Annotated in this window: 29 protein-coding genes; 2 read left to right on the top strand and 27 right to left on the bottom strand. The window is 48.4% G+C overall.

All coding sequences use genetic code 11. The annotated features are described in order from the left end of the window. Window positions 1-40 precede the first annotated feature (40 nt). From Q0G26_RS06435 to Q0G26_RS06365, 15 genes are all read right to left on the bottom strand, one after another. Window positions 41-1,780 carry a Na(+)/H(+) antiporter subunit D gene (locus tag Q0G26_RS06435; protein ID WP_293829229.1) on the bottom strand — a complete coding sequence of 580 codons (1,740 nt, stop codon included), beginning with the start codon at window positions 1,778-1,780 and terminating at the stop codon, window positions 41-43. Next, the gene (locus Q0G26_RS06430; RefSeq protein WP_293692322.1) at window positions 1,773-2,015 is read right to left on the bottom strand and encodes a hypothetical protein; all 243 of its coding nucleotides are present in this window, start codon (window positions 2,013-2,015) and stop codon (window positions 1,773-1,775) included. Before Q0G26_RS06430 ends, Q0G26_RS06435 begins: the two co-directional genes overlap by 8 nt. Then, a complete protein-coding gene (locus Q0G26_RS06425; RefSeq protein ID WP_293692320.1) occupies window positions 2,015-3,520 on the bottom strand; it encodes a monovalent cation/H+ antiporter subunit D family protein in 1,506 nt (501 codons plus the stop codon). The genes Q0G26_RS06430 and Q0G26_RS06425 overlap by 1 nt, the downstream gene beginning before the upstream one ends. Further along, window positions 3,517-5,010: a monovalent cation/H+ antiporter subunit D family protein gene (locus Q0G26_RS06420; RefSeq protein WP_293723653.1), complete on the bottom strand. Its 1,494-nt coding sequence runs from the start codon at window positions 5,008-5,010 to the stop codon at window positions 3,517-3,519. The genes Q0G26_RS06425 and Q0G26_RS06420 overlap by 4 nt, the downstream gene beginning before the upstream one ends. Then, window positions 5,007-5,381, bottom strand: coding sequence for a cation:proton antiporter subunit C (locus Q0G26_RS06415; RefSeq protein WP_009146421.1), 375 nt, complete (start codon window positions 5,379-5,381; stop codon window positions 5,007-5,009). Before Q0G26_RS06415 ends, Q0G26_RS06420 begins: the two co-directional genes overlap by 4 nt. Next, the gene (locus Q0G26_RS06410) at window positions 5,365-5,817 is read right to left on the bottom strand and encodes an MnhB domain-containing protein (protein ID WP_021720124.1); all 453 of its coding nucleotides are present in this window, start codon (window positions 5,815-5,817) and stop codon (window positions 5,365-5,367) included. The genes Q0G26_RS06415 and Q0G26_RS06410 overlap by 17 nt, the downstream gene beginning before the upstream one ends. Further along, window positions 5,814-6,140, bottom strand: coding sequence for a hydrogen gas-evolving membrane-bound hydrogenase subunit E (mbhE, locus tag Q0G26_RS06405; RefSeq protein WP_009146419.1), 327 nt, complete (start codon window positions 6,138-6,140; stop codon window positions 5,814-5,816). Before mbhE ends, Q0G26_RS06410 begins: the two co-directional genes overlap by 4 nt. Further along, window positions 6,140-6,382, bottom strand: a complete 243-nt coding sequence (locus tag Q0G26_RS06400) for a hydrogenase subunit MbhD domain-containing protein (protein WP_009146418.1) — start codon at window positions 6,380-6,382, stop codon at window positions 6,140-6,142. The genes mbhE and Q0G26_RS06400 overlap by 1 nt, the downstream gene beginning before the upstream one ends. 1 nt (window position 6,383) lies before the next feature. Continuing rightward, window positions 6,384-6,845, bottom strand: coding sequence for a monovalent cation/H(+) antiporter subunit G (gene mnhG / locus Q0G26_RS06395; protein WP_293829228.1), 462 nt, complete (start codon window positions 6,843-6,845; stop codon window positions 6,384-6,386). Then, window positions 6,842-7,105, bottom strand: a complete 264-nt coding sequence (locus tag Q0G26_RS06390; protein WP_021720122.1) for a monovalent cation/H+ antiporter complex subunit F — start codon at window positions 7,103-7,105, stop codon at window positions 6,842-6,844. Before Q0G26_RS06390 ends, mnhG begins: the two co-directional genes overlap by 4 nt. A 2-nt stretch (window positions 7,106-7,107) precedes the next feature. Continuing rightward, window positions 7,108-7,683, bottom strand: coding sequence for a Na+/H+ antiporter subunit E (locus tag Q0G26_RS06385; protein WP_293829227.1), 576 nt, complete (start codon window positions 7,681-7,683; stop codon window positions 7,108-7,110). Between the two features lie 264 nt (window positions 7,684-7,947). Then, window positions 7,948-8,751, bottom strand: coding sequence for a glutamate racemase (gene murI / locus Q0G26_RS06380; protein ID WP_293829226.1), 804 nt, complete (start codon window positions 8,749-8,751; stop codon window positions 7,948-7,950). A gap of 120 nt (window positions 8,752-8,871) precedes the next feature. After that, a complete protein-coding gene (locus Q0G26_RS06375) occupies window positions 8,872-9,651 on the bottom strand; it encodes an SDR family oxidoreductase (RefSeq protein WP_293829225.1) in 780 nt (259 codons plus the stop codon). Beyond that, the gene (locus tag Q0G26_RS06370; RefSeq protein ID WP_293829224.1) at window positions 9,644-11,206 is read right to left on the bottom strand and encodes an ATP-binding protein; all 1,563 of its coding nucleotides are present in this window, start codon (window positions 11,204-11,206) and stop codon (window positions 9,644-9,646) included. The genes Q0G26_RS06375 and Q0G26_RS06370 overlap by 8 nt, the downstream gene beginning before the upstream one ends. Beyond that, on the bottom strand, window positions 11,199-11,897 hold the full coding sequence (locus Q0G26_RS06365) for a response regulator transcription factor (protein WP_293829223.1): 699 nt from the start codon (window positions 11,895-11,897) through the stop codon (window positions 11,199-11,201). Before Q0G26_RS06365 ends, Q0G26_RS06370 begins: the two co-directional genes overlap by 8 nt. Before the next feature lie 231 nt (window positions 11,898-12,128). On the opposite strand from Q0G26_RS06365, the gene Q0G26_RS06360 reads away from it, so the two are divergent. Then, a complete protein-coding gene (locus Q0G26_RS06360) occupies window positions 12,129-12,710 on the top strand; it encodes a hypothetical protein (protein ID WP_293829222.1) in 582 nt (193 codons plus the stop codon). Window positions 12,711-13,121: 411 nt separating this feature from the next. Continuing rightward, entirely contained in the window at window positions 13,122-13,709 is a 588-nt protein-coding gene (locus Q0G26_RS06355) for a TetR/AcrR family transcriptional regulator (RefSeq protein WP_293829221.1), read from the top strand. A gap of 82 nt (window positions 13,710-13,791) precedes the next feature. On the opposite strand, the gene Q0G26_RS06350 is transcribed toward Q0G26_RS06355, so the two are convergent. The 12 genes from Q0G26_RS06350 to Q0G26_RS06295 all read right to left on the bottom strand — a co-directional run bounded on the left by Q0G26_RS06350 (window position 13,792) and on the right by Q0G26_RS06295 (window position 22,272). Next, complete coding sequence (locus Q0G26_RS06350; RefSeq protein WP_293692662.1) at window positions 13,792-14,460, bottom strand: energy-coupling factor transporter transmembrane component T; 669 nt, start codon at window positions 14,458-14,460, stop codon at window positions 13,792-13,794. Next, a complete protein-coding gene (locus tag Q0G26_RS06345; RefSeq protein ID WP_021719138.1) occupies window positions 14,457-15,263 on the bottom strand; it encodes an energy-coupling factor ABC transporter ATP-binding protein in 807 nt (268 codons plus the stop codon). Before Q0G26_RS06345 ends, Q0G26_RS06350 begins: the two co-directional genes overlap by 4 nt. Next, on the bottom strand, window positions 15,263-16,132 hold the full coding sequence (locus Q0G26_RS06340; protein ID WP_293829220.1) for an ABC transporter ATP-binding protein: 870 nt from the start codon (window positions 16,130-16,132) through the stop codon (window positions 15,263-15,265). The genes Q0G26_RS06345 and Q0G26_RS06340 overlap by 1 nt, the downstream gene beginning before the upstream one ends. Then, the gene (locus Q0G26_RS06335; protein WP_293692665.1) at window positions 16,132-16,707 is read right to left on the bottom strand and encodes a tryptophan transporter; all 576 of its coding nucleotides are present in this window, start codon (window positions 16,705-16,707) and stop codon (window positions 16,132-16,134) included. The genes Q0G26_RS06340 and Q0G26_RS06335 overlap by 1 nt, the downstream gene beginning before the upstream one ends. A 204-nt stretch (window positions 16,708-16,911) precedes the next feature. Then, window positions 16,912-17,274, bottom strand: coding sequence for a toxin-antitoxin system HicB family antitoxin (locus tag Q0G26_RS06330; RefSeq protein WP_293829219.1), 363 nt, complete (start codon window positions 17,272-17,274; stop codon window positions 16,912-16,914). After that, window positions 17,271-17,513, bottom strand: a complete 243-nt coding sequence (locus tag Q0G26_RS06325) for a type II toxin-antitoxin system HicA family toxin (protein ID WP_293389878.1) — start codon at window positions 17,511-17,513, stop codon at window positions 17,271-17,273. Before Q0G26_RS06325 ends, Q0G26_RS06330 begins: the two co-directional genes overlap by 4 nt. A gap of 179 nt (window positions 17,514-17,692) precedes the next feature. After that, the gene (gene hisIE / locus Q0G26_RS06320) at window positions 17,693-18,325 is read right to left on the bottom strand and encodes a bifunctional phosphoribosyl-AMP cyclohydrolase/phosphoribosyl-ATP diphosphatase HisIE (protein ID WP_293829218.1); all 633 of its coding nucleotides are present in this window, start codon (window positions 18,323-18,325) and stop codon (window positions 17,693-17,695) included. Next, window positions 18,325-19,083 (bottom strand): imidazole glycerol phosphate synthase subunit HisF, encoded by a 759-nt coding sequence (hisF, locus tag Q0G26_RS06315; RefSeq protein ID WP_021719142.1) that lies wholly within the window; start codon window positions 19,081-19,083, stop codon window positions 18,325-18,327. The genes hisIE and hisF overlap by 1 nt, the downstream gene beginning before the upstream one ends. A 1-nt stretch (window position 19,084) precedes the next feature. Beyond that, on the bottom strand, window positions 19,085-19,819 hold the full coding sequence (hisA, locus tag Q0G26_RS06310) for a 1-(5-phosphoribosyl)-5-[(5-phosphoribosylamino)methylideneamino]imidazole-4-carboxamide isomerase (RefSeq protein ID WP_293829217.1): 735 nt from the start codon (window positions 19,817-19,819) through the stop codon (window positions 19,085-19,087). A 10-nt stretch (window positions 19,820-19,829) separates the two neighbouring features. Beyond that, entirely contained in the window at window positions 19,830-20,435 is a 606-nt protein-coding gene (gene hisH / locus Q0G26_RS06305) for an imidazole glycerol phosphate synthase subunit HisH (protein WP_293829216.1), read from the bottom strand. Window positions 20,436-20,494: 59 nt separating this feature from the next. Then, entirely contained in the window at window positions 20,495-21,079 is a 585-nt protein-coding gene (gene hisB / locus Q0G26_RS06300; protein WP_210685388.1) for an imidazoleglycerol-phosphate dehydratase HisB, read from the bottom strand. Next, window positions 21,076-22,272: an aminotransferase class I/II-fold pyridoxal phosphate-dependent enzyme gene (locus Q0G26_RS06295; protein WP_293829215.1), complete on the bottom strand. Its 1,197-nt coding sequence runs from the start codon at window positions 22,270-22,272 to the stop codon at window positions 21,076-21,078. Before Q0G26_RS06295 ends, hisB begins: the two co-directional genes overlap by 4 nt. Window positions 22,273-22,281: the final 9 nt, after the last annotated feature.

Genomic DNA, 22,281 nt, shown 5'->3' with positions numbered 1-22,281 from the left:
AGAGCTGCCGCACCTGCGTGCGACAGCTCTCAAAAGCATTTTACAATGTTGCAATGAAGTAAGCAATGCTGCTTACCAGCACCGTTAAGGTAATCATCATCGGGTCAGCGATAGATGTACGGTAGTTTTCAGGATTATAATGCGTGCGTTTACGGAACGGTTTAGCATCGAGGAAATCCATAGGATTGCTCGTAAGATCCATAAACTTTTCGTACAGAACGCCCCAGGCACCGCCCAAGCCGCCGCTGATTGCACACAGCAACATGCTGATACGGACGATGACAAAATCAATCGGCTTACGGTAGAACCAGTCTGTATCGAGGCTGAGCGCTGTATGAGGCTCCATGCGCGGCAGGAACATCATAAACGGTACCATAGTTACGACAAGAATTTCTACGTAGCTCAGCATATGTGCTGCAGTGAACGGCTGGTAATCGGGATAACCGAACGGCAGATAGCGATACAGCAAATCCGGATATACGCCGTACAGGAAGCAGAGCGCTGCGCCAAAGCCCATGCCGATATACATATTTTTCGGCAGAGGATTTTTAATTTCTACATTCTTATCGGCATCACGCAGGAAGATGAAGTAACCCATCTTCAAGGTAATGGACAGGAATGTACCTATGCTGGCAAGCTCCAGCAGTGTATATACCCAATCATAACCGGCAGCGGATGCAGCGGCAATCGTAATCGTTTTGCTGATGAAGCCGTTGAAGAACGGTACACCGGAAATGGAGAACGCCGCTACAAAGAAGCACACAGCCACGAACGGCATCTTTTTCGCCATACCGCTGAGCTGGTTAATCTTGCGGATACCGGTTGCATAGATAATTGCACCGGCACACATGAAGAGCAGGGATTTATACAGGATGTGCGAGAAGGCATGGGTCGCAGCACCGTTCAGGGCCATTGCCGTGCCAACGCCTACACCGGCAACCATGAAGCCTACCTGGCTGATAATATGGTAACCGAGCAGACGGCGCATATCGTTTTCCATAATCGCATAGGCAGCACCGTAAAGCGCCATAAAGCAGCCAAAGCCCATCAGGAAATCTGTTCCGGCAAAGATACGGATTAAAGCGTAAACAGCAACCTTCGTAGTAAAGGAGCTTAAGAATACGCTGCCTGTAATCGTACCTTCGGGATAAGCATCAACCAGCCAGGCATTAACCGGCGGAATTGCCGCATTAACAGCTACACCGATTAAAATTGCCCAGAAAGCAAGGTCATGCGGAGCCTTAGACAGATTTGCAATCAGAGAATCACCGCTGCCAACCTTCAGGAAAATACCGAGCAGCAGCAGGTTACCGCCGAGCATGTGCACCAAAAGATAGCGCAGGCCTGCGCGACGGGACTGAGGAGTATTGCGGCACCAGATCAAGAACAGAGAGGTTACGGCAAGTGCTTCCCAGAAGAAAATCAGCGTCAGCCAATCCTTAGCCAGTGTTACACCAAGAGCACAGCCGGCATAGGACATGGAGCAAAATGCTTCCATGCGGTTCTCGTTATGACAGGAATAAATGCCGCCGATGCAAGCCATCAGCGCAAAAATCATGCAGAATACATAGCTGAGCTTATCTACAAACATGTAGCCCAGGTGATAGCCTGTACCCAAAAATTCAATGCTCAAATCTGTGCCAACCGGCATAGAAAGTGCAGCAAAGAGGGCAAAGAACGGGCCTACAGCCAAAACGAACTTGCGCAGCATTTTCGGCACGATCATTGCAATCACACCCACGGCAATGAGGATCAGACCGGGATGAAGCAGATTACTCATCGTCCTCACCTCCCTTAGGATCATCATAGTAGGTTTCATCACGCTGCAGCAGCGGCGTCATGATAATTTTTGCCAGAATAATCAGCAGCCAGCAGCCGACAAAGCCGAAGAAAATATCGTAGCCAAACGGCAGCGGCCACCACGCAGGACTGTGCAGATGTACGCCGCAAAGCTCTCCGATTGCGGAAAGTACGAGCACGGCAGCAGCTATCATGTAAACAGTTTTCTTGCTCATTACATCCAACCTCCATTCCAGCCTGCGCAAATAGCGTTGGAGGCCATTGTTGCCAGCTCATAGAAGTGCGGATAAATATCCGGCACGATACCGAGGACAACAGCAATAATCGTTGTAATGCAGATAGGAATCAGCATCGAGTAGCTGATGTCGCCATATTCACGGAACTCCTCCTGCGGGTCCTTGCGGAAGTATGCCATCTGTACAACAGGCATCAGATAGCCGGCAGCCAAAAGTGCACTGGCAACCCAAACAAGAATGTACAGAGGCTTGCCTGCCTGCAAAGCACCGAGTGCCAGATTCCATTTGCTGACAAAGCCAACGAGGAACGGCGTACCGGCGATACCCAGGGAAGCAATCGTGAAGCAGGCCATAGTTACCGGCAGCTTCTTGCCTATGCCATAAAGCTCACTGATATTATTTCTGTGTGTACGCGCGATAATCAGACCGGCGCACATAAAGAGGGTAATCTTCATAACAGCATGAGCTACCAGATGCAGGTAAGCACCCTTAATGCTCAGCGGAGAAATAAGCGCAGCACCTAACACGATGTAGGAAAGCTGACCGATAGTGGAGAACGCCAGACGACGTTTCAGATGATCCTGACGCAGAGCGATAAGCGAAGAAATGATAATGCTTGCCGCAGCAGCCCATGCCAATACGTCAACGACACCGATTTCCGCCAGCAGCTTCGGACCAAAGACGAAGCCGATGATACGCAGTACGGCGAAAACGCCGGTTTTAACAACGGCAACGGCATGCAGCAATGCAGATACCGGAGTCGGTGCAATCATTGCTGCCGGCAGCCAGCCATGCAGCGGCATAACTGCAGCCTTTACGGAGCCTGCCAAAATCATCAGTACGAAGATAGCCTGCAGCACCCATCTCGGAGCCATGTCCGTAGTCAGGAAGCCGCCGGGAGTAAAGTCCATCGTACCGCTGATGCAGTAAACGGCGATAACGCCGGCCAGGAAAAGCTGACCGGAAATCAAGGTGTAAATCAAATACTTACGGCTGGCCATCAAAGCTTCCTGGTTACGCTTATGCAGTACCAGCGGATAGCTTGCCAAAGTCAGCAGCTCGTAAAAGATAAAGAAGGTCAACAGGTTTTCGGCCATCGCAATGCCCATTACGGCACTCATGCAGATAGCAAAAGCAGCAAAGTAACCGGTCTGCTCGCTTTCGTTATTGCAGCGCATATAGCCGATGGAATAGAAGTTCATCGGTACCCACAGCATCGAAGCCAGCACCGCAAAAATCATGCCGGCCGGATCGGTACGCAGCGTCAGGCCCACAGTATCTGTAATCTGGCACAGCGTCCACTGATACTGGTTGCCGTCAAGAACAGCAGGCAGCATCGACAGGATGATACCGAATTTAAGTACGGAAGCGATAACGCTCCAGGTTTCACGCAGGTTAGGCCAACGTCTGCTGAACGCGATAAGTACAGCAGCTATAAAGGATACACCAACCGCCAGAAATGGTCTGCAATCTAAAATAGTCATCTCAGAAACACCTCCGGCAATCCTAACTTAACAACATCGGTAACGATGTCAACACTGTAGAAGCCAAGTACCAGAATCATGATACCGCCGACGAGAATCGGGATAACCATGGAAAGCGGTAAGCCCAGCTTGCCCTTATGCGGATGTACCTCAGTCAGCGAAGCTTCACGCTGTATAAACATCTGCTCAATAATACGGAAGAAATAAATTGCATTCAGCAGAGAGCTGATAACAAGTACAGCGATGTAGAAATACTGTGCACCGGTGTAAGCACCCAGCATAAGATACCATTTACTGAAGAAGCCGCAGGTCGGAGGCAAACCGATCATAGACAGAGAAGCCAGCAGCACGGTAATCGTACTGATAGTCATCTTTTTGTTCATGCCGCCTAAGCGATACAGATTGACCTCACCGAAGCGATACTCAATACCACCGATAACGAGGAACAGACTGCTCTTCATGAAAGCATGGTTGATAGCATGCAGCACTGCGCCGATGAAGCCGTACATGTTGCCCATAGCCAGACCGATTGCAATGTAACCGATTTGTGCAACAGAGGAATATGCCAGCATACGGCGGAAGTCATACTGAGCCATCGCCATAATAGAACCGATAAGGATGCCTGCTACACCGAGAATGCCCAAAACGTTGAGCGCACTCTGCATGACAGGGTTATCAACCTTAAAGATATAATATACAAAACGGATTAAAGCATATGCCGGAGCCTTACTCATGCAGCCTGCGATAAAAGCAGCAGCGCCCGGATGAGCGAAGGTGTAGGCATCAGGCTGCCAGCCATGAAGCGGGAACAGCGCCATCTTGATACCGAAGCCGATGATAAAGCAGGCTACAGCAATCGCAAACAGCGGTGAATTCAGATGAGGCACTACGCGTGCAGCAAGGTCAGCCATGTTCAGAGTACCGGTCATAGCGTACAGATAACCGACACCAAGCAGATACAGAGAAGCACCGATGGTACCGATTAACAGGTAACGGAAGGCTGCCAGCATTGACTTTCTGCCGCCGAGGGCAATCAGGCCGTAACCGGAAAGTGACATAATCTCCAGATATACATAGAGGTTAAAAACGTCACCGGTGATAATCATACCGGAAAGGCCTACCGTCAGCAGACCGAACAATGTATAATAGCCGCCTACATGCAGCCAATCCTCATCCTTGACGAACGGACGGCTGTAAAGCGAAACCATCAGGGAAATAAACGTTACCACTACTGCCAGAATACTGTTCAGCGGATCAAGAGCAAATTCAATACCGATTGGCGGTTCCCAACCACCCATCCAGTAATGCCAGGTTTTGCCGCCGGATTCCAACACTCTTTGCAGTACGATGCAGGCATTGGCAAAGGCACCGGCGATAGAAGCCATAACTATCCAGGAGCCTAAGTTTTTACTGATACGGGAAAATAACATACACAGCAACGATGCTGTTAAAGGTAAAAGTACAATTAGGACGGGAGCATGCTGTGTCATTTACTAGCCCTCCTCAATACCTCTACTTCTTCAACAGAACCGTAGATTTCTTTAATACGCATGAGGAGTGCAATTGCTACGCCTGTAGTACCAAGACTTACAACAATTGCCGTCAGCATCAGACCATGCGGCAGAGGGTTAATGTAAGCATTAGGATCTGTTGTCAGGCCGTTCTGGATAGGAATCATTGCGCCATCCTTCTGTGCGAAGCACAGATAAAAGTAAATAACGGCAACCTGCATAACATTCATCGCCATCAGCTTCTTCATATAGTTCTTGCTGAGGACCATGCCATATACACCCAGGAAGAAAAGAATCATGACCAGGGAATAAATGCCTTTTGTTTTCAAAAACTCATTGAGCACTTCCATCTTCGTCACCCCTTTTCACAATTGCATCAAGCAGATTAATAATTGTCATCATTACGCAGATGGCAACGCCGATTTCAATAAGGAAAATGCCCATGGCATGCATTTCGTGCTGAGGCTCCATATGAATTGGCATATAATTGTAGTTCAGGAAAAAGTCTGCACCGCCGAACAATGTCAGCCAACCGGTAAAAGCATACAGGAAGGTACCCACGCCGGCAAGAACAACAGAAGTTTTGCCTAAGACATTGAACTTTGTATCAAAGCCCAGGATAAGACGTGCCAGCAGCACGCCTACAGAAAGCAATGCGCCTGCCTGGAAGCCGCCGCCCGGAGAAAACTCACCCAGGCAGAGAACGTAAATGCCGTAGGTAATCGTGAACGGCACCAGCATTCTGAAGGCCACATTCAGGATAAGACCGCCAAATGGTTCTTTCATTTGATAATCTCTCCTTCCTCCGGATCCTCCGGCTCTTCCTCAGGTCTGCGTCCTACCGGATTGCTGGTCAGCACCAGCACCGTTGTCAGACCGGCGAGGAACATTACCGAGGTTTCCCACATAGTATCGAAGCCACGATAGTCGATGATGACGCCCGTTACGATATTGGGCGAGCCTGTATCCTCCGCACTACGGGAGATATAGGTCGGAGTAACATGCTGGTTAGGCGCAGTGTTCGCGTCACCAATTTCGGGCAGGTAGGTTACGACAGAGCAAAACATGCCTGTCATAATCGCCAGGATAACAGCAACTAATCCACGCATTATTTACACCACCTATCAATTTTTTTCAACGAAGCTACGAAGAAGATGGTAGAAATCGTACCGATAACAGCCTCCGTAAAGGCTACGTCGGGGGAGCCCATCATCAGATACAGCAGCACAGCACAGAAGCTGAACGCACTGTAGATAATCGCAGCACTTAAAATATCCTTGCAGAAAATAACTGCACAGGTAATGAGAATCAGGAAGACAAGTAAAAGAGCTTCAATAGTATAAATCTCCATTTTATTTATCTCCTTTCTTCTTATGATATTTATGTACCTGATTACGATTTGTTTTTACAGTCTTCTTACGGATATGACCAACAGGCTCGTCAGCGCTGTGGTCAGCCTTTTCCAGACCGACAAGCTTTTTGGCGCCCTTGCTTTGCAGTGTCCAGACAGGATGTCCGGATTTATAGGCTGCCTTGCTCAGAATATGCGAGCCGATCGGATTCGCCATAAAAACAAGTAAAAACACAAAAGCCATCTTTGCCGCTGTCAGTGTAGGTCCTTCATAAATCATCAGACCGATAAAGGAAAGCGTACAGCCAAGAGTTTCACTGTTACCGGAGGCATGGATTCTGGAATAGAAGTCCGGCAGGCGCAGCATACCGATAGCTGAACCGACGAAGAATACCAGACCGCTTAGCAGGAACAGTGCAGCGATAACTTCGCGCAGGGAGGTAAAACCGAATTGTTCAATCATATCCTTTTACCTCCTATAAATTTAGCTACAATCAACGAGCCGATAAAGCCTAAAATTGCATAAGAAATCGCTATATCAACATACATATCCGGACGTTTGTCAATATAGCCGAAAAGTACCAATAATAGAATTGTATCGGCACCGATAACGCCCAAGGCGTTCATTCTGTCAAAAATTGTCGGTCCGTTAAACAAGCGCTGCAGCATTGTGCCGATGATCAGAAGAATGGCTACCATCATAATATAAAATATAATCTGCATAATCATTCCTCACTCTCTACTACTGCAAAATCAAATTTTTCGCCGTATAAATCAGCAACCTTTTTCTGCATGCCGCCGTCAAGCACGCCTGCGGCCGCACCAACGGTCAGTGCATGAATCTCATACACACCGTCGTCGGTAACATTCATTGTTACTGTACCCGGTGTCAGCGTAATTGAGTTCGCCAAAATAACAGATGCCATAGGATTATCGGCCCTGAAGCGGAAGCGGACAACCTTAGGATCAATGTTCAGCTCCTGACCTGTAGTTGCCAGCAGCACGTCAATATTGGCGAGCACCAGCTGCCACATCAGCCAGAAAAAGTACATAATCATTTTCGGAATTGAAAAACCGAAAACATAATACTTTTTACTGCCGTCCTTATTCGGGACCAGCAGAAGCGGGTATGTAACCCAAGTCGTCACTACAGCTGTGAGGATACCGTATATGACAAATTTTGTTTCTGTTCTGCCTGACAAAACCATCCAGAATGCAAACAGCACCAGAGCAAGACATGTCATATGCACCATAGGCGAGCCTACAATTTTTTTATCGTTTAATACTCCCTGCTTTTCCACAGCTACCACCTTTCTTTATATTATTTTTGAATATAATAGCATTTGCGTAACCAGTCATCCGTCAATACAGATGACATAGCTGCGAAAATATAAATACAACTTTCACAGTATCATGAAACCGGCATTTAGTAACATAAACACCTATTAGGCAGCTCTCATAGCAAGCCACCAAAAAAGCAATCTTTTCTCGCTCTTAATTACTATAAATTAGACATTAAAAAGAAAATTCCTGCTTCTTTTTTGAAAGGAATAAAAGTTATGCAATCAATTCTTCTTTAAATCGATTAAAGAAAAATCGCACTCGTCTACAGGCAACATTCTGCCGGCCAAGCGCTCAACTCTTGCCAGATCAGCCGTGCAGCAAACCTGCAGACGTCCCTTGCCTTCTGTACGCAGCAGGCCTTCCTCCTTAAGTGCTGCAATAGCGTCGGCACTGGTGGCAGCCGCCGGGTCAAGCACCTTTACAGCAGGTCCTAAATCGGCTTCGATTTGTTTTTTGATAAAAGGATAATGCGTGCAGGATAAAATCACTGCCTCAACGCCCGCTTTTTTAAAAGGCTCGGTATACTCGGCGATAGCCTGCCGCAGCTCCGGACTGTCAAACTGCTCTCCCTCAATCAACGGTACAAACTTCGGGCAAGCCACCGGATAAACCTGCGCTTGCGGGTCTGCAGCAAGAATAGCTTTTTTATGCAAACCGCTGGCAATAGTAAACTGCGTTGCCAGCACGCCGATTTTTTTATGAGGACTGGCCGCCAGCAGCTGCTGCGCCCCCTTGGACATCCCGACAACACTGAACGGATGCGTCCCCCGCAAACTGTCTACACCAAGCATCGTCAAAGTATTGCAGGCTATAACTACCTGCTTAACGTTTTTTGCTGCCAGCCAATCGATTATTTCTCCCACAAAACCACGGATTTCTTGTTCACTGCGTGTGCCGTAAGGCGTACGTGCAGTATCACCTACATAAATAAAATCCTCGTGCGGCAGCATCTGATGCAGGCATTTCAAAACCGACAGACCTCCGACTCCCGAATCAAGTACGCCAATGGGCTGCATTTTATCCATAAAAATACCCTCCCGTATTTTTTATACTTTAATACATTAATTATATCACTTATATACGTTTGCGTATATAAAAAACAGGCAAAGAAAACTTTCTTTACCTGTTTTACTGCTATATATTATTTATCCGGCTGTCAGGCCGCCGTCAACAGTTACAATGCTGCCGGTCATAAAGCTGTTGGCAGGAGACGCCAGACTGCAGATTACGTGCGCTATCTCATCTGCTGCAGCAATCCGCTGAAGCGGATAGGCTGCAGCTACATCCGCCAATGTATAACCGCCGTTCGCATCCGCAAGCTGCTGCGCCAGCAGCGGCGTATCAACGTCTGCCGGGCAGACGCAGTTCACGCGCACGCTCGGCGCCAGATCCAGCGCCAGCGCTCTGGTAAACGCAACTACCGCGCCTTTAGTCGCACAATAAAGCGCACAGCCGTAATTGCCGCTGACAGCAGCATCCGACGCAATATTCACCACGCTGCTTTTACTGCGCAGATAAGGCAGTGCTGCCTGCGTCAAAAACATCATACCCTTAACATTGACGTTCATCATCGCATCAAAATCTGCTTCCGCAAGCTGCTCCAGACGCTGCTCACGATAAAAGCCGGCGCTGTTGACCAAAATATCCAGCTGCCAGTCAGGCCTGGCTTCCTGCTCAGCAATCTTTGCCACTGCAGCCTTGCATTCAGCCTGCTTCGTCACGTCACAGGAAATATATACTGCCTGCTTTCCTGTCTGCTCCTCAAGATAACGCAATGCCTGCGCACCACGTTCCACGGAGCGCCCCAAAATATATACCCGCGCACCATCTGCCAAAAAGCACAACGCCGCCGCCAGCCCGATGCCTGACGTACCGCCGCTGATAGCAACGCAAAGTCCTTCACAGCCGTAATTCATCTTATTCATCCGCATACTCCTTTTCCTTCAGCTCAGGCGGCAGACTGATAATAATCGTTGTCCCCTCGCCCAGCTTGCTCTGCAGCTCCAGCTGCATATCATGACGCTGCGCAATCTGCTTGGCAATCGCCAGTCCCAGACCGCTGCCGCTCTTATTATGCTCATTGCGCGCCTTATAAAAGCGGTCGAAGGCATGCGGAATATCCTCTTCCTTAATACCGCAGCCATGATCAATCAGCTTCAGCCTGTTGCCTGCCAGCTCCAGCTTAATTCCACTGCCTTCGGGTGAAAACTTGATGCTGTTATGCAAAAAAATCATCAGCATCTGCCGCAAGCGTCCGTAATCACCGTTCAGCATGTACATGTCCTTATCCGCACTGCCTGTAATCTGCAGCTTTTTATCAGCACCGAGCTGCCTGCCGCTGCGCACTGCATCATGCATAACATCGACAAGGTTCAACGGAGCCTTTTCAATCGGAAAATCTGTATTCTGCAAACGCGACAAATCCAGCAGATCATTTATCAGTCGCTGCAAAAACAGGCTTTCCTTATACATCTGCTCATGGAATTCCTCTACATCCGCCTTTTCCGTAACTACACCGTCGCGCAAGGCCTCCAGACTGCCGCGGATAACCGTTACAGGCGTGCGCAGCTCATGCGAAATGTTGGCAATAAACTCGCGGCGCAGCTTTTCCAGCTTCTGGCTTTCGGCATCTGCCAGCTCCAGACGTTCTGCCAAAACATCAAGTGTACGTGCCAGCTCGCCAATTTCGTCATTTTGCTTAATGTTGGTGCGGGCGCTATAATCACGTTCCGCCAGACGCTCGGCAATTTTTTTCATTTTTTCTATCGTGCCGGTAAAGCGCCAGCTGAGCACTACCGAAAGCAACATGCCCAAAGCCATTGCCACCAGCAGACTAATAAGCAGAATGCGCAGACCGGACCAGATAGCATCTTGCAATCCTGCTACCGGAGAATGCAGCAAAAGCACAGCCTTTACCTGTCCCTTGCTGTCATAAATCGGTCTGCCTACAGTCAGCATAATGCCATCCAGAACAGGATTATATTCTTCTAAAATAAATTCTTTTCCGGTAAAGCCCTCTTCAACCTTTTCTCTTACCTGTGCAGGGAGTCTTTCATAGGCTTCCTTAGAAGTCTTAGGCTGTTCCTTCCAGGCAATCGGCGGCAGCGGACGCTTAAAAAGACCAAAGCCGCTATGCTCATGATGCTTTTGTACCTCACGACGCTGACGCTGTACCCTGTCCTTATTGATGCTCAGCTGACGATTGCTGTCCACCACCCAGACGATTTCCTGCGTCACATTATCCAGATAGCTGATAAATTTGCTATTGGCAATACCGTCACCGTGACGGCTTTCCATACGCTCCATATTATCACTCAGCACTTCGGCAATTTTCTCCGCCCGCAGACGCATTTCCTTTTCCTTGATTTCAATCGTCTGCTGCTTGAAGAACTGGTAAAAAACACCGCCGATAATCAATGCAAAAACAAGCAGCACCGCAGAAAAATACAGTGTCAGCTTTAACGCAATTTTATTATTCATCCTTGTGTCCCTCAAAGCGGTAGCCTACGCCCCAGATAGTTTTGATTTCCCATAACGGATGCTCGTACTTATCCAGCTTAGCACGCAGGCGCTTGATATGCGAATCGACAGTACGGCTGTCACCGAAATAATCGTAACCCCAGATGCTGTCCAGCAGATTATCACGGCTGAAAACCTTCGTAGAATTTTTCGCCAGTGTCCATAAAAGCTCGATTTCCTTTTTTGTCAGCGGTACCTCTTCACCGTTAATCTGCACTGCATACTTTTCCAGATTAATGTACAGATTTGCGTAAGTCAGCGTTTGAGCATTCGCCGGCTCCTGCGCACCCAGGCGGCGCAGGACCGCACGCACGCGGGCCATCACCTCCGGTGCGCTGAACGGCTTAATCACATAATCATCCGCACCGATATCCAAACCCATAATCTTATCGTAATCCTCACCACGCGCCGTAATCATAATAATCGGCACCATGGATTCCTTGCGCAGACGACGGCAAACCTCAAAGCCATCTATTTCCGGCATCATCACGTCCAGCAGTACGACAGCAATTTCATGCTCATACTGCAGATATTTATCCAACGCCTCTGCTCCGTCCAGCGCAATAACCGGCTCAAACCCTTCCTTTTTTGCATAGCCGGATAAAATTGTCGTAATCTGTTTATTATCATCAGCGATAAGTATTTTTTTCATCGCAAAACCTCCTTAAGCTGCTTTTCTTTCATTATATTACATTTTAACGTCTATGTGTGTTAAAAGTATGACGCAAAAAAAGATATTTTTCAGCCTAAATTAAGTCAAAAAAACATAAAAAAGTCATAATATGCCTGTACAATGTAATCAAAGTTAAGGAACAGCTAAAAGCCGAGCCTTAATCAAGGCAATATTTCACTAAACGATTTAAAGATACAAGGAGTGATTCTAATGTTGAACATGAAAAAGATTCTCATCGCCGGTGCTGTTTTGACAGCATTCTGCAGCAGTGCTTTTGCAGCTACACCCGAAAATCAGGTACAACCTACTATGAAAGAGCGTGTAAATACCATTTTATACGAAAATGACGCCGACCGTCCCTGCCCGCCACCGGCTCACAGGATGCACCGTCAAGGTCCTAAGCTTACACCTGAGCAACGTGCCGAGCACCAGAAGCTGCGCGCGGAATGGAAAAGCATGACACCCGAGCAGCGTGAAAAGGCTGTAGAAAAAATGCGTAAAGATCGCAAGGAAGCACACAAAAAATACGCTAAGGAAACCATGGCTAAGCTCACCCCGGCGCAAAAGGCCGAAGTGCAGCAATTCATTAAAGACGATATGGCGAACCGCCGGGCTCGTCATGAACGCCTGCAGAACATGACTCCCGAGCAACGCGAAGCAGTAAGAGCTAACAAACCGCTGCCGCCGAAGCCGCCCAAACATCACAAAGGTGAATTCCGCGGCTACAAGCATTACAAAGGCGATATTCACCTTAAGCACCTGCATCATCACCATCTTCACAGACACTTCTGATATAACAATATTTTAATTTTTATTTAAACCTTTTCCCTTTCATTTTCGATAGTAAAAAGCATCATCCCCTTTGAGCTTTTTCTATATACGCATGCTTTGCGCGGCAAGGCAAAGCATAGCTCAACCCTTTTTTCTACTCAATACTCATCAAAAGCAAAACCCCGCAGTCCGTCAGACCGCGGGGTTTTGTATTTTTGCGCACAACGCAAAAAGCGTCCGTTTGCCGCCGGACGCCTTTTACGTTTTTTGATGAGTATGAGTATATCATGAAGCGAAGTCAAGTTCTTGACTAAACTTTATGTATATGATAATCTAATTTGGGTAAAAAATCTATCTACAAAAATCGAAATTCGTACTTTAATGAACACTTTTCATAAATTGTACATTATCGGGAGAGGAGCACTGCATACCATGGACAGAAGACAAAAAAAGACCCGGCAGGCAATTATCGATGCCTTTGTCAAATTGCTTACCAAAACGAGCTATGAAAAAGTCAGCGTTAAGGAAATTATTGATGCAGCCAACGTCGGACGCAGCACCTTCTACAGCCACTTCGAAACTAAGGATGATCTGGCACGCCAAATCTGCTTTGAGCTTTTCGACCATATCTTCAGTCCGGTTGTTCCTCCCTGCTCCACACATAATTTTTCCGATATGCCGCAAAACACAGAAACACGTATTACGCACATTCTTTACCACCTGCGCGACAAGCGCGAATACTACCTTGGCATCATCAATTACGATGACGGTACGCTGTTCTTAGGCTTCTTCCGCGATTACATGCTGCAGAATGTCAGCATCAAGATGAGCGGCTCCTATAATGAATACTCTCAAAGAGTGCCGGAGGACTTCTTAATCAACAGCCTCACCAGCAGCTTTGTCGGCATGATACGCTGGTGGCTAAAAAACAAAATGCATCCCGGTCCCGAGGTTGTCGCCGGTTATTATATGGCATTGATTAATCCTGCCATTGCCGAATTCCAGACCAAGGGAGAATAAAACTTGTTTACGCAACAAAAAAGAACTGCTAAAGCTTTGTACAGCAATACACTGCACAGAGCTTTCGCAGTTCTTTATTTTTTTAAAGGTATTTAATCCACAGCGGATAGGTACTCAGCACTACTACCAGAAGGAGTACGAAAATATCTCCAAAGCGCAGCGGTGCCGGCGGCATATTCTTATAGGTGTTGCCGCCAAAGCCCTTCAGCTCCATAGAAAGCGCCAGTGTTTCCGATTTGGCTACCGCACGCATAACCAGCGGACGGATAACAACCAGATAAGCGAAGAAGCGCTTGAACATATTGCCACGGTTAGAATAGCCGCGACAGCTTTGTGCATCCAGCGTAATACCGCTATCGGTCAGAAAGTTAGGCACAAAGCGCAGTGCCGTAGTCAGCATGAAGGCATATTCGCAGGGCATATGGAAACGGTCTACCAAAGCCTTGGCAATATCCTGAATTCGGCTCGCTGCCAACAGGCACAAAAACGCCATCGTCATAACAAGCATGCGCAGGCCGCCGATCAGCGATACATCGAGCGGTGAGCCGAAAAGCAGCTGCAGTAAAATCATCATACCGGTGAAAACTGCCAGGCCGCCGATAGCAGCCATCGTCATTCTGTCATGCTTAATGTATAGCAGCAGCGCCAGCTCCAGAACAAGAATCGTAGCTACCGCTTCTACCGGCAGAATGAAAACCCAGGCAGTAACTGCCAGAGTAACTATAATCTGTGTAAAGGCTGTCAGCTTCATCTGCTTCCCTCCTTACAAATAACTTGCTTGCAAAATTCTTCGGCAGTTGCGGCCTCAATGCCCAAAGAAGCAGCTAACGCTGCTACCGTAGGACGGCACAGGCCCCAGCGCTCTACAGGCTGGCTGCCGTCAAACAGCTTCGCCGGCGTACCATCGTAAACCAGCTTGCCGTAATGCAGTACAATCGCACGCTTAGCATAACGGCGTACAATATCCATATCATGCGAAATCAGCACAATCGTAATACCGCGCTTTTCATTGATTGCCTGCAGGTAGCTCATCATAGCTTCCTTTTCCAACGCATCCTGGCCATTAGTAATCTCGTCCAGAATCAGTGTACGCGGATTAAGCGCCAAAGCCGCTGCTACGCCAAGGCGGCGCTTCTGTCCAAAGGACAGCAAACGCGGATACTCGCCCTTCAGCTCTGTCAGCCCCATCGCCTCCAGCGCTTCGTTTACCTGACGCTCTATAGTTGCTTCCGTCAGCTTTTTGGCACGCGGACCATAAGCAACCTCATCAAATACTGTATCCTCTAAAATCTGCAGGTCCGGGTTTTGGAATACGTAACCGATTTTGTCGGCTAAATCTGCCGGCTCACGCTTAACGATATCCTCGCCGTCAACAAAAACCTGGCCGCTGCGCGGATGGCACAGTGCCATAAACAGACGACTCAAGGTTGTTTTGCCGCTGCCGTTATGTCCCAGCAGCGCCACAAATTCTCCGTCCTCTATCTTGCAATCCATATCCTTGATTACAGGCTGCCCACGCATGTAAGCGAAATTGACATCCTTTGCTTCTAACATCAGTCAGCTCTCCCTTCTGCCGCAACAATCCCATAGGTGCGAAAATCAGCCAGCGCATCCTCTTCGCTGCGCCAATCGCCCAAATCCACGCCAAGCTTTTCCTCCAGGCCCAGCTTAATCTGCCACAGTGACGGCAGCAACGGACGTAATACGGGATTTTCATACATTTTAGGAGCTGCAGCCTCAAAGGTATCAGCCGCCACCAGCTCGCCCTCATTCAGTACAATCATATCCGTTACATAAGGCAGCACATAATCCACGCGATGCTCAACAGCAATAATTGTTGTACCATACTGCTTATGGATTTTATCTACCAGCTTATACAGGGAACGTGCACCATCCGGGTCCATTGCGGATACAGGCTCATCCAGCACAATAATCTCCGGATGCACGGCAAGCGTTGCAGCCAGCAGCAGACGCTGACGCTGACCGCCGCTGAGCTCGTCCAGCTGATAGCTTTCGCGCCCCGGCAGACCTACATCCTCGAGCGCCTGTCTGGTGCGCTCTTCAACCTCATGCGGCGCAAAGCCGTGGTTCAGCAGGCTGAAGGCAATTTCCTCACCGGCAGTCAGGGAAACCAGCTGGCTTTCGTAGTCTTCCATAATAAAGCCTACGCGCATGGCAATATCACTAACGCGTTTGCCTTTAGTGCTTTCGCCATTAATTTTAACATCGCCGCTGTAGCGTCCGCCCATGTAATAGGGGACGATACCGGTCATAGCCTTACACAGCGTTGTCTTGCCGGCACCGCTCGGTCCGGTGATAACGGTGAAACTGCCTTTTTTGATTTCAAAGTTGATATCACGCAGCACCAAATCCGATTTTTTATAGGCAAAGTAAAAATTCTCTAAGTTGATTACGCTTTCCATTATTTTTCATCCTCCTGAAAGTAAAACAGCTTCCGCACGGGAGCATACAGGAAGAAGGTTATAAGACCGTTAAGCAGGCCTACAATCGCAACAACCGGCAGCATAGCATAAATCCATACGTGCAGCGGCAGGCCTAAAATAAGCTTCAGAATAAAAGTAAACAGACCGCCGCTGGTCATCGTAGCAACAAAGCCAGTGATAAACGGACGCAGCTTCCATTCGCTGATACCGGTTTTGAACATAGCCTCAACCAAAAGGCAGCAGACAGTCGCACCGGCCAGCTCACTGGCAACATTGCCCAGCGGGAAAGCCGATTTGGAGGACGGCACCAGCGTCAGACCGGCGATAAAACCGATACCGATAGCCTGAGACAGCTTAGGACGCGTCAGATTGATAACAATAGAATACATAGCAATGGTCCAGTTAGGCGTTACACCGCCGACGTTAGGACTTACAGTGTGCAGAATAATACCGATTGCCAGCAGCATCGCTGTAATTGCGACCCAGCGGTAGCCATCCTGCATTGGCTCAACCTCTATCAGCTGCGGCACAGGCTTATTATTTCTTTCATCCATGAGTAATTACACCTCTCCCTAAAATAGTGCCAGAAAATAATATGTTATCATTATACTATATTTAAATGCTTTTGTAATGCTTTAGCGAAAAAAAGTATCTTAGGTTATAGCAGGAGAAGAAAATTGTTACAAAGGTAATAAAAAATCTGCCACGCTTTCGCACAGCAGATTCTTTACTTTATGATAGGTTACGCGCCGTCTTTTCTATTTGGCATTTAAAGCATCATTACGTGTGAGCAGATACACACAATACTGATTCATACTGATACCCTCCTGCTTAGCATGCTGACTCAAAAGCTTATGCAAAGCCTTGGGCACACGAAGTTTAAACTGACCGGAATACTTATCCTTTTTTTCAGGCAGAGGAATTTCCATTTCATTTTCCAAGGCAGCTTTCAGCCATGTACGCTTAGCGTCAACTGCATTTGCCGCTGCCTCTTCAATAGTATCCCCCATAGTAATACAGCCGGGAAGCTCAGGAAAATAAGCAACATAACCGCCTTCATCTTCATCAGGTTCAAACTCAAGACGATAATTCAGCTTCATGTAATCTTCTAAAGTTTTCATTTTTCTTCCTCGCTTTCCACAATATTTTTCACTAACTTAATATACACCTTTTTGATTGGCTTATGCTTAGGAATAGTAATAACAGCTCTGCCCTTTTTACGAAACGAAAAATGGCTGCTGCCACTTCTCGGAGATTGCATTTCGTAGCCATAGCTTTCCAATATTTTCTGCAATTCCTCAAAGCGCATATCAGGTGATAATTTTTTCAGCTTGTACAGTAGCTTTTCCCATTGTGACATAGCTTCTTTCTACCTCCATTATACTTGGTGTCATATGTGGTGTCAATAAAAAAGGCATCTGCCGAAAGCTCGACAGATGCCACTGACTCACACAGTCAGGCACGATCTTTTCGCTAAGTGAAAATAACCATGCAACTGTTTATAGTCTACCATACATATTGGGTTTTGTAAAATTTTCCTTACGCTCTCTTGCCCCCAAGCTCACGCAGCAGCTCCTCCGGCGTAATGTTGTGATAAGCCAGAAGCACCAGGCAGTGATACCACAAATCTGCCATTTCGTGCAGCACCTTATCCTTCTCGCCGTTCTTGGACGCGATAATCGTTTCCGTAATCTCGTTGCCCAGCTTTTGCAGCAGCTTATCCTGACTGCCGCTCATAAGGAACTTCATCTCTGCATCATCAGCCTGACGCTTGTACAAAATCATACGGTACAGCTCGCTGATAACCTTCGGCAAACCTTCTACCTCAGGCACCGGCAAATTGGAAGTATGCCACAGCGGATTATGGAAGCAGGAATATTCACCTGTGTGGCAGGCAACTCCCTGCTGCTCCACCTTTACGAGCAATGCGTCACCATCGCAATCATAGAACAGCTCCACAACCTTCTGCAGATTGCCGCTTGTTGCGCCCTTGTTCCACAGCTCCTGACGGCTGCGGCTCCAGAACCAGGTATAACCTGTTTCCAATGTTTTGAGCAGTGACTCCTCATTCATGTACGCCAGCATAACAACATCGTTCGTGCGTACATCTACAATGACAGCAGGAACAAGTCCTCTGCTGTCAAATTTGATTTTAGAAATATCGATCTGCATTATAACCTCACCTCTATACCTCGAGAACGCAGATACTCCTTCACCTGCTTAATAGTGAAGGTTTTATAGTGAAAAACAGAGGCCGCCAGCACAGCGTCAGCGCCACCTTCTGTCAGCACATCATAGAAATCCTCCAGCTTACCTGCACCGCCGCTGGCGATAACAGGCACATTTACGGCACTACTCACGGCCTTCGTCAGAGCAATGTCATAGCCGTTTTTTGTGCCGTCGGCATCCATGCTTGTCAGCAGGATTTCTCCGGCACCGAGCGCTACGCCTTTTTTAGCCCATTCTACGGCATCAAGGCCCGTCGGCTTACGCCCGCCCTGCACATAAACCTCCCACTTGTTCTCACCGCATTTACGTGCATCAATTGCGAGAACAATGCACTGGTTACCAAACAGCTTAGCGCCGTCGGCAATCAGCTGCGGATTTTTTACGGCAGCGGAATTGAGCGAGGTTTTATCAGCACCGGCACGCAAAGCATTTTTGATATCCTCCACGCTGCTGATACCGCCGCCGACTGTCAGCGGCATAAAAACCTTGGCCGCAGTTCTGCTGATAACATCCAGCATCGCCTTGCGCTCCTCAAATGTCGCAGTAATATCAAGGAAAACAAGCTCATCGGCACCCTCGGCGTCATAAGCTGCCGCACGCTCCACCGGGTCACCGGCATCACGCAGACCGACAAAGTTCGTGCCCTTGACCACACGTCCTTCCTTAACATCAAGACAAGGAATAATTCTCTTCGTAAGCATCTTATTCCTCCTTTGCCGCAGCAATTTTTAAAGCGTCCGGCAGATTAACGGCACCGGTATAAATTGCCTTACCGATAATGCAGCCTGCTACGCCATCCTTTTCGTATTTTTTCACATTGCGGATATCATCGAGCGAAGCCACGCCGCCGCTAGCAATAATCGGCACGCCGCAGGCACGCGCCAGCGCCGCTGTCGCTTCGGCATTTACGCCGCTGAGCATACCGTCACGGCTGATATCGGTAAAGATAATCGTTGCCACGCCGTAGTCCGCCATTTTTTTGGCAAGCTCGGTTGCGGCAACGCCGCTGCCCTCGCCCCAGCCTTCGATAGCTACATCGCCGTTCTTCGCATCAATGCCGACAGCGATATGTCCGGGATATTTGGCGCAGGCCTCCTTGACTAGCTCAGGATTCTTTACAGCAGCGCTGCCAAGAATCAGACGCTCCACGCCCAGCTCCAAAAGCTTTTCAATCGCTTGCAGATTGCGGATACCGCCGCCAAGCTCCACAGGAATTTTTACAGTTTTGAGGATACGCTCAATCACAGGCAGGTTTTTGCCCTCGCCCGCCAGCGCACCGTCAAGGTCAACAAGATGCAGCCATTCGGCACCGCAGGCCGCCCATTTAGCTGCCATCTCCGCCGGATCATCGGCAAAAACGGTTTCCGCATCAAAGCGTCCCTCTGTTAGACGCACGCAACGTCCACCACGGATATCTATTGCAGGATATATAATCATAATTTTTCCCTCATAATTTAACAAAATTTTTCAGCAGGCGCATGCCGACTCTGCTCGACTTTTCCGGATGGAACTGAAAGGCCTGTACCTTACCGCGTCCTACGGAAGCAGTAACCTCCATACCGTAGTCGCAAACCGAGGTAATAATGCTTCTGTCCTCCGGCTCTGCATGAAAGCTGTGCACAAAGTAAACGTATTCACCCTCCGCACCCTCTAAAAGTGGGGACGGACTGCGCAGCTCCAGCTTATTCCAGCCCATATGCGGAATTTTCAGCTCGGTATGCAGCAAACGCACTTGTCCTTTAAAGAAGCCCAGGCCCTTAACTCCCGGTGCTTCGTCACTGCCCTCAAATAAAAGCTGCATGCCCAGGCAGATGCCGAGAAAAGGCTTACCGCTGTGCAGGCTGTCCATAATCACGGGAATCAGGCCTGATTTTTCCAGGTTAGCCATGCAATCGCCAAAGGCACCCACGCCCGGAAGCAAAATTTTTTCAGCATTCGCGATAACCTCTGCATCGCTTGTCACCACAGGCTCTGCGCCGATGGAGCGCAGTGCATTCTGCACGCTGTAAAGATTGCCCATGCCATAATCTATAATCGTTATTTTTTTACTCATATATTTTCCCTCATGCTAACTTACAACACATGTGAAGCAACGGTGCTTTATAGTGTGTCTTAAAGTGTACCCTTGCTGCTCATAACACCATGTACACGGCTGTCAAAGGCTACCGCCTCGGCCAACGCTCTAGCAAAGCCCTTGAAAATTGCTTCGATGATGTGATGCGTATTCTTGCCGTAAAGCACGCGGATGTGCAGCGTGAGGCCTGCCTGCATTGCCAAAGCGCGGAAAAATTCCTCCGTCATCTCGGCATCGTAAATGCCCAGCTGCACCTTAGGAATATCCGCATCAAAGACAAGATATGGACGACCGCTGAAATCCAGGCACACCTGCACCAACGCTTCATCCATCGGCAAAAAGCAGTTGCCGTAACGGTGAATGCCTGCCTTATCGCCCACAGCCTCCTTCAGCGCCTGGCCTAACACAATACCGCAGTCCTCCACCGTATGATGGCTGTCGACATCTAAGTCGCCCACAGCATGCACCACAAGATCGCTGAAGCTGTGCTTAGCCAAAAGCGTCAGCATATGGTCAAAAAAGCCGATTCCTGTATTTATTTCGCAGCTGCCGCTGCCATCAAGACACCATTCGGCGCTGATGCCTGTTTCCAGCGTTTTTCTTTCTACATTACCGCTTCTCATGCTCTTACCTCCGCACACAGCTCGGTGATTTTAGCAATAATCTGCTTGTTTTCTTCAGGTAAGCCGATAGTGATACGCAAGCAGCCCTGCAGCACCGGATGCGTGCTGAAATCACGCACTAGAATACTGTTGGCCAAAAGATATTTAAATATCAGCTTGCCTCCTGCAGCCTGCTCCGGCAATCTTTCGCTAAACTTCGCCGCATAAGCATTAGCGAGCTGCTGCATCAGTTCTCCCTCCGCACGGAAGGTAACGAAATTAGTTGCCGTCGGCCATACCTTAAAGCCTAAGGTTTTCAGACAGTCCGCAAATTTATCGCGTTCCTCGCGGATGGTTTTGATGCGTTCTTTATACAATTCCTTGTTTTCGTAAACGGTCTTGGCTGCCATCAGCGTAAAGGCATTTACATGATACGGCAGCAGCGCCTTGCCCAGCTGACGCACCAACCCCAACGCACCCACTGCGTAACCGCAGCGCAAGCCTGCCAGGCCATAGGCCTTAGAAAAGGTGCGGAAGACCATCAGATTGCTGTAGCGTCCGACTAAGCTCAACGTAGAGCCTGCTACCAGCCACAGCTTATTCATCGGACGCAAATCATTCGGTGCCAGCTCCTTGCCATCGGCAAATTCCATATAGGCCTCGTCCATGATAACAGGGCAATCTACATTAGCAAGAATTTTTTCCATAGCTGCCAGGCTGTTATAGTTGCCGGTAGGATTGTTTGGATTGCAGACAATTAAGAGCGACGGCTGCTGCTCCTTGCAAAAGCTGATAACGCTGTCAGCATCAACAAAGCCTTCGGCTGTCAGCGGATAGCGCACCTCCTCGCTGTCGGAAAGGGCAGCGTATTCGCCGTACATAGAAAATGACGGCCAGGGTACGGCAATCTTTTTGCCGGGCCCGCCAAAAACATAGCAGGCCTTTTCCAACAGCTCGCTGGAGCCGTTGCCGATTTTTACACAGTCAATATCTACATCCAGCTCTTTGGCAATAACCTCGCACAGGTTTTCCGATTTAATCGGCGGATAACGGTTAAACGGGAAGCGTGCGGTGCGCTGGGTAATCTTTTCCGCAATTTCCTGCGGCAGCGGGTAATTGCTTTCGTTGGCGTTAACAATAATATCCGCAGCCACGCTTTCTACGGCATATTCTTCCATCGCCTCAATACTTTGGCGAACAGTAAAGCTACTCATCTTCTGCCT

It is taken from the genome of uncultured Phascolarctobacterium sp., assembly GCF_934190775.1.
In the GTDB taxonomy this organism is placed as follows: Bacteria; Bacillota; Negativicutes; order Acidaminococcales; family Acidaminococcaceae; genus Phascolarctobacterium_A.
The sequence above is the reverse complement of the archived record's forward strand: the minus strand, read 5'-3'. Positions and strand labels throughout refer to the sequence as shown.

What these genes read in the sequence shown, in the direction of transcription:
- hisH (WP_293829216.1), bottom strand. Translation starts at nt 20,435, where the DNA reads ATGAGTAAAAAAATAACGATTATAGATTATGGCATGGGCAATCTTTAC.
- Q0G26_RS06355 (WP_293829221.1), top strand. Translation starts at nt 13,122, where the DNA reads ATGGACAGAAGACAAAAAAAGACCCGGCAGGCAATTATCGATGCCTTT.
- Q0G26_RS06295 (WP_293829215.1), bottom strand. Translation starts at nt 22,272, where the DNA reads ATGAGTAGCTTTACTGTTCGCCAAAGTATTGAGGCGATGGAAGAATAT.
- hisB (WP_210685388.1), bottom strand. Translation starts at nt 21,079, where the DNA reads ATGAGAAGCGGTAATGTAGAAAGAAAAACGCTGGAAACAGGCATCAGC.
- Q0G26_RS06330 (WP_293829219.1), bottom strand. Translation starts at nt 17,274, where the DNA reads ATGAAAACTTTAGAAGATTACATGAAGCTGAATTATCGTCTTGAGTTT.
- Q0G26_RS06365 (WP_293829223.1), bottom strand. Translation starts at nt 11,897, where the DNA reads ATGAAAAAAATACTTATCGCTGATGATAATAAACAGATTACGACAATT.
- Q0G26_RS06375 (WP_293829225.1), bottom strand. Translation starts at nt 9,651, where the DNA reads ATGAATAAGATGAATTACGGCTGTGAAGGACTTTGCGTTGCTATCAGC.
- mbhE (WP_009146419.1), bottom strand. Translation starts at nt 6,140, where the DNA reads ATGCGTGGATTAGTTGCTGTTATCCTGGCGATTATGACAGGCATGTTT.
- Q0G26_RS06435 (WP_293829229.1), bottom strand. Translation starts at nt 1,780, where the DNA reads ATGAGTAATCTGCTTCATCCCGGTCTGATCCTCATTGCCGTGGGTGTG.
- mnhG (WP_293829228.1), bottom strand. Translation starts at nt 6,845, where the DNA reads ATGATTGAACAATTCGGTTTTACCTCCCTGCGCGAAGTTATCGCTGCA.
- Q0G26_RS06360 (WP_293829222.1), top strand. Translation starts at nt 12,129, where the DNA reads ATGTTGAACATGAAAAAGATTCTCATCGCCGGTGCTGTTTTGACAGCA.
- Q0G26_RS06415 (WP_009146421.1), bottom strand. Translation starts at nt 5,381, where the DNA reads ATGGAAGTGCTCAATGAGTTTTTGAAAACAAAAGGCATTTATTCCCTG.
- Q0G26_RS06390 (WP_021720122.1), bottom strand. Translation starts at nt 7,105, where the DNA reads ATGCAGATTATATTTTATATTATGATGGTAGCCATTCTTCTGATCATC.
- hisF (WP_021719142.1), bottom strand. Translation starts at nt 19,083, where the DNA reads ATGCTTACGAAGAGAATTATTCCTTGTCTTGATGTTAAGGAAGGACGT.
- Q0G26_RS06370 (WP_293829224.1), bottom strand. Translation starts at nt 11,206, where the DNA reads ATGAATAATAAAATTGCGTTAAAGCTGACACTGTATTTTTCTGCGGTG.
- Q0G26_RS06335 (WP_293692665.1), bottom strand. Translation starts at nt 16,707, where the DNA reads ATGGATGAAAGAAATAATAAGCCTGTGCCGCAGCTGATAGAGGTTGAG.
- Q0G26_RS06430 (WP_293692322.1), bottom strand. Translation starts at nt 2,015, where the DNA reads ATGAGCAAGAAAACTGTTTACATGATAGCTGCTGCCGTGCTCGTACTT.
- Q0G26_RS06345 (WP_021719138.1), bottom strand. Translation starts at nt 15,263, where the DNA reads ATGTTAGAAGCAAAGGATGTCAATTTCGCTTACATGCGTGGGCAGCCT.
- Q0G26_RS06425 (WP_293692320.1), bottom strand. Translation starts at nt 3,520, where the DNA reads ATGACTATTTTAGATTGCAGACCATTTCTGGCGGTTGGTGTATCCTTT.
- Q0G26_RS06400 (WP_009146418.1), bottom strand. Translation starts at nt 6,382, where the DNA reads ATGGAGATTTATACTATTGAAGCTCTTTTACTTGTCTTCCTGATTCTC.
- Q0G26_RS06410 (WP_021720124.1), bottom strand. Translation starts at nt 5,817, where the DNA reads ATGAAAGAACCATTTGGCGGTCTTATCCTGAATGTGGCCTTCAGAATG.
- Q0G26_RS06420 (WP_293723653.1), bottom strand. Translation starts at nt 5,010, where the DNA reads ATGACACAGCATGCTCCCGTCCTAATTGTACTTTTACCTTTAACAGCA.
- hisIE (WP_293829218.1), bottom strand. Translation starts at nt 18,325, where the DNA reads ATGCAGATCGATATTTCTAAAATCAAATTTGACAGCAGAGGACTTGTT.
- Q0G26_RS06340 (WP_293829220.1), bottom strand. Translation starts at nt 16,132, where the DNA reads ATGGAAAGCGTAATCAACTTAGAGAATTTTTACTTTGCCTATAAAAAA.
- hisA (WP_293829217.1), bottom strand. Translation starts at nt 19,819, where the DNA reads ATGATTATATATCCTGCAATAGATATCCGTGGTGGACGTTGCGTGCGT.
- murI (WP_293829226.1), bottom strand. Translation starts at nt 8,751, where the DNA reads ATGGATAAAATGCAGCCCATTGGCGTACTTGATTCGGGAGTCGGAGGT.
- Q0G26_RS06325 (WP_293389878.1), bottom strand. Translation starts at nt 17,513, where the DNA reads ATGTCACAATGGGAAAAGCTACTGTACAAGCTGAAAAAATTATCACCT.
- Q0G26_RS06350 (WP_293692662.1), bottom strand. Translation starts at nt 14,460, where the DNA reads ATGAAGCTGACAGCCTTTACACAGATTATAGTTACTCTGGCAGTTACT.